The following is a 3,757-nucleotide window of genomic DNA, read 5'->3' as shown; positions in this document are numbered from 1 at the left end:
TGTTGCAGCAGGCTCATCTAAACAGCGCTTGGCAGATTACTCAAGCGCTGCAGTGTCGTTGGATTTGACTCTATTTTTTAGATGCGATTGCCCTGCCATAAAGCACCTGCAGCTATTTATCTGGGAGCAAGTTTTCGCCAACCATCAGGCCAGCGCGCGCTGGATGATGATCTTCTGCACGTCGCTCGTGCCCTCGTAGATCTGGCACACGCGCACGTCGCGGTAGATGCGCTCCACCGGGAAGTCATTGACCACGCCGTAGCCGCCCAGCGTCTGGATGGCGGCGCTGCACACGCGCTCGGCCATCTCGCTGGCGAACAGCTTGGCCATGGCGGCTTCTTTCAGGCAAGGTCGGCCCGCGTCGCGCAGCGCGGCGGCGTGCCAGATGAGCTGGCGTGCGGCCTCGATCTGCGTGGCGCAGTCGGCCAGGCGAAAGCCCACGGCCTGGTGGTGGAAGATGGGCTGGCCGAAGCTTTCGCGCTCCTTCGAGTACGCCAGCGCCGCATCGAACGCGCTGCGCGCCATGCCCACGCTTTGCGCGGCGATGCCGATGCGGCCGCCCTCCAGGGCACCGAGCGCGATCTTGTAGCCCTCGCCCTCGGCGCCAATGAGGTTCTCGGCCGGGATGCGGCAGTTGTCGAAGTTGATCTGCGCCGTGTCGCTGGAATGCTGGCCCAGCTTGTCTTCGAGCCGCGCCACCACGTAACCGGGGTTGCTGGTAGGCACGAGGAAGGCGCTCATGCCCTTCTTGCCGGCGCCCTTGTCGGTCACGGCGATGACGATGGCCACATGGCCGTTTTGGCCGCTGGTGATGAACTGCTTGACGCCGTTGATCACGTATTCCTCGCCCTGGCGCGCCGCGGTCGTGCGCAGTGCGGAGGCGTCGGAGCCCACATGCGGCTCGGTCAGGCAAAACGCCCCGAGCATTTCGCCCCGGGCCAAGGGTGTGAGCCAGTCGCGCTTTTGCTGGGCATTGCCATAGCGCATGAGGATGGCGTTGACCGGGCAGTTGGTGACGCTGATGGCAGTGCTGGTGCCGCCATCACCGGCTGCGATTTCTTCGAGCACCAGGGCGAGCGTGAGGTAGTCGAGATGGGCGCCGCCAAACTCTTCGGGTACGCAGATACCGTAGGCCCCGAGGGCTGCGAGGCCCTGGTGGGCCTCCTTGGGGAAATGGTGTTCCTTGTCCCAGCGGGCGGCATGGGGCCAGAGTTCGGTCTGGGCAAAGTCGCGCACGGCGTCGCGGATCATTTCCTGGTCTTGGGTCAGCAGCATGGGGGATGTCTCCAGAGGTCGTTGTTCAGAGAAATTTACCAGTGCGCGGCGCGGCGGCCGTCGTGGTGCAGCAGGCGCCCCCTGTCGGCGGCAGTGGCACCGGCCACGGTGGCGCGCAGGCCGCGCACACTGTCTTGCACGGTCAGGGCAGCGCCCACGCCGCCCATGTCGGTCTGCACCCAGCCGGGGTCGATGGTGATGAGCGTCGCGTGCGGGTAGCTGTGCTGGGCCGCCGCCACTGCCATGTTCAGCGCGGCCTTGCTGGTGCGGTAGAGCCACGAGTCGCTGCCCGGCACGCTGCCGATCTGTGACATGGACGAGGACAGGAACGCAAACACGCCCTGCGCCTCGGCCACCCGCGGCGCCACTTGCGGAATAGCCTGCATGGCGCCCAGCACATTGATGTGCATGACGGCATCAAAGTCCTGCTGCGTGGGGGGCGTAAGTGCGTCCGGACGGCGGATCACGCCTGCCACATACCAGGCGGTCTCGATCTTCTCGCCATCGAGCTGCCAGGCCAACCCGCTCACGCTGGCAGGGTTGGCCACATCCACAGTGAGCGCCTCGGCGCCCAGGGCCTGTACGCGCTCGCGGCCGGCGTCGTCGCGCACGGTGGCAATCACGCGGCGGCCCGCCTCGGCGTATTGGCGCACCAGCTCCAGTCCAATGCCGCGCGATGCGCCGATGATGAGTATGGATTTCATGGTTCAGAAATTTGAGAAAAACAGGGTTCTAGCGCCTGCCGATCCAGCGTTAAAAGCGATCCAATGAAGTGCCATGAGCACCATCCCATCACGCGTCGCCCAGTCCCCGGGTGGCACGGGGCCAGAGGGGTCCTGGGCGATGGCGCGCATGGCGTCGCGGATCACTTCCTGTGCTCGGTTCGACAGCATCTGTGGTTCCGGGATGGTGCTCAAGGGGCGGCGGGAGCCCCGCATTGACGTAAACGTCAATTATCAGGCCCAACCCGGCGGCGGTGCCCGACGTCAGAATTCGCTGTGCCAGCGCAGCGAGTACACCTGTACCGGCCCCCGGTCGCGGTTGTAGCCGGGGTGGACCAGGTGCTGAGCCCCCAGCGAGAATGCCGACCGCAGCGTGCCCGCCGAAGTAACCACATCAGGCAAGGTCCAGCGGTAATAGGCTTCGAGCACCTGCTCGGGGCCATAGTTGAGCCGGCCATCGCCCAGAAAGAAGCCCTGGCCGCCCGCCGCCAGATAGCTGCGGTGCGGGCGCGACAGGCCATTGGCCGCCCAGGCCACGCCCCAGCGGTCTTTGCTGCGGCCCCACGTGGCGCCGGTGAACTGCCCCCCCAGCGACAGCTGCTGGTCTATCTCGGTAAATGCATAGGTTTCAGACTGGCCATTGTTTCGGCTGGCACGCAGGAACAGGCCGGCCTCCTCGCCCAGGGGCGCCTCCAGCGTCACCCCCCAGCCGGTCTTGCTTTGCGCGCGGCGCACCCATGCCACATCCGGCGTACCACCCAGGGCGAGGGCATCGTCAAAGCGCCCCATCACCGCCCGGTTCCGGTACACCAGCAGGCGCGCGCGCAATGGGCCAGCAGGCACCGACACCGGCAGATCGGACTCCACCTCCAGCTGGTCTCCGTAGTGCTGGCGCCAATGGCTGTCGAGTGCCAGACCGTTGGATTCGCGCGGCAACTCCATGCGGGCGGCGCGCACGGCCCAGGTGCTGGTGCGGTATTCGATCATGGCCCCCACCGAGTAACCCCGGGCATCCGCTGCGTAGTCCCAGGCGCCATGCGTGAGGAACGACCAGTTGAAGAACTGTTCTCGCGGATCTTTGGCGTAAGGATTGTTGTCAAAGTAGTCGAGCAGCGAGAAAGCCCCTGCGCGCACCGTCCAGCGACTCGTGCGCGATGCCCCGCCCAGTTCGTTGAAATCGGCGGGGATGGTTTCGGCGTCACCACCGGTCGCCCAGCGCTGCTGCACGAACATGCGCGCCCGGTACACCGACAGGTTCGCTCCCGAAGTGCGGGCCAGTTCGCCGTTGGACAGCCCGCCGGCACCCGTCAGGCGCGACAGCGGCACGCCCTGCGCAGCTTCGGGGTTGAAGTGGGCCTCGGCCCCCTGCCAAAGGCGCACGCCCAGATCGCCGGTGGTCGTGAACGAGTAGGACTTTTCCCGACCCGGAACCAGGCTGTTGGGGCCGGTGTAGGGCGCAGCAAAGGCCGGCTTGGCCTGCCAGGCCCAGGTGGCTTGCGCGTGCCACGCCACGGGAGGCGGGGCCGCAGGCGCCTCCACGGCTTGTGCCGCCACGCGCCAGGGCGCGGCGGCCACCAGCAGCAGCGCCAGCGGCATGGAACGGGCGTGGCGCCGGGCCGGCAGAAGTCTGAACATCATGGTCATGGCGCGCGAGTTTAGCGCCGGCAGGGCAATCGCATCTAAAAAATAGAGTCAAATCCAACGACACTGCAGCGCTTGAGTAATCTGCCAAGCGCTGTTTAGATGAGCCTGCTGCAACA

3 protein-coding genes are annotated in these 3,757 nt (G+C 66.1%); all 3 read right to left on the bottom strand.

From position 1 onward, the window contains the following. Positions 1-144 precede the first annotated feature (144 nt). Entirely contained in the window at positions 145-1,275 is a 1,131-nt protein-coding gene (locus tag BLW02_RS19245; RefSeq protein ID WP_092701705.1) for an acyl-CoA dehydrogenase family protein, read from the bottom strand. 35 nt (positions 1,276-1,310) lie between these two features. Beyond that, positions 1,311-1,979, bottom strand: coding sequence for an SDR family oxidoreductase (locus BLW02_RS19240; protein ID WP_092701702.1), 669 nt, complete (start codon positions 1,977-1,979; stop codon positions 1,311-1,313). A gap of 282 nt (positions 1,980-2,261) precedes the next feature. After that, entirely contained in the window at positions 2,262-3,635 is a 1,374-nt protein-coding gene (locus BLW02_RS19235; RefSeq protein ID WP_244273769.1) for a carbohydrate porin, read from the bottom strand. Positions 3,636-3,757 lie beyond the last annotated feature (122 nt).

The sequence above is a fragment of the Acidovorax soli genome (assembly GCF_900107605.1).
Taxonomy (GTDB): domain Bacteria; phylum Pseudomonadota; class Gammaproteobacteria; order Burkholderiales; family Burkholderiaceae_C; genus Acidovorax; species Acidovorax soli.
The sequence above is the reverse complement of the archived record's forward strand: the minus strand, read 5'-3'. Positions and strand labels throughout refer to the sequence as shown.

Coding starts and splice junctions, on each gene's coding strand:
- BLW02_RS19245 (WP_092701705.1), bottom strand. CDS start 1,275: ATGCTGCTGACCCAAGACCAGGAAATGATCCGCGACGCCGTGCGCGAC.
- BLW02_RS19240 (WP_092701702.1), bottom strand. CDS start 1,979: ATGAAATCCATACTCATCATCGGCGCATCGCGCGGCATTGGACTGGAG.
- BLW02_RS19235 (WP_244273769.1), bottom strand. CDS start 3,635: ATGATGTTCAGACTTCTGCCGGCCCGGCGCCACGCCCGTTCCATGCCG.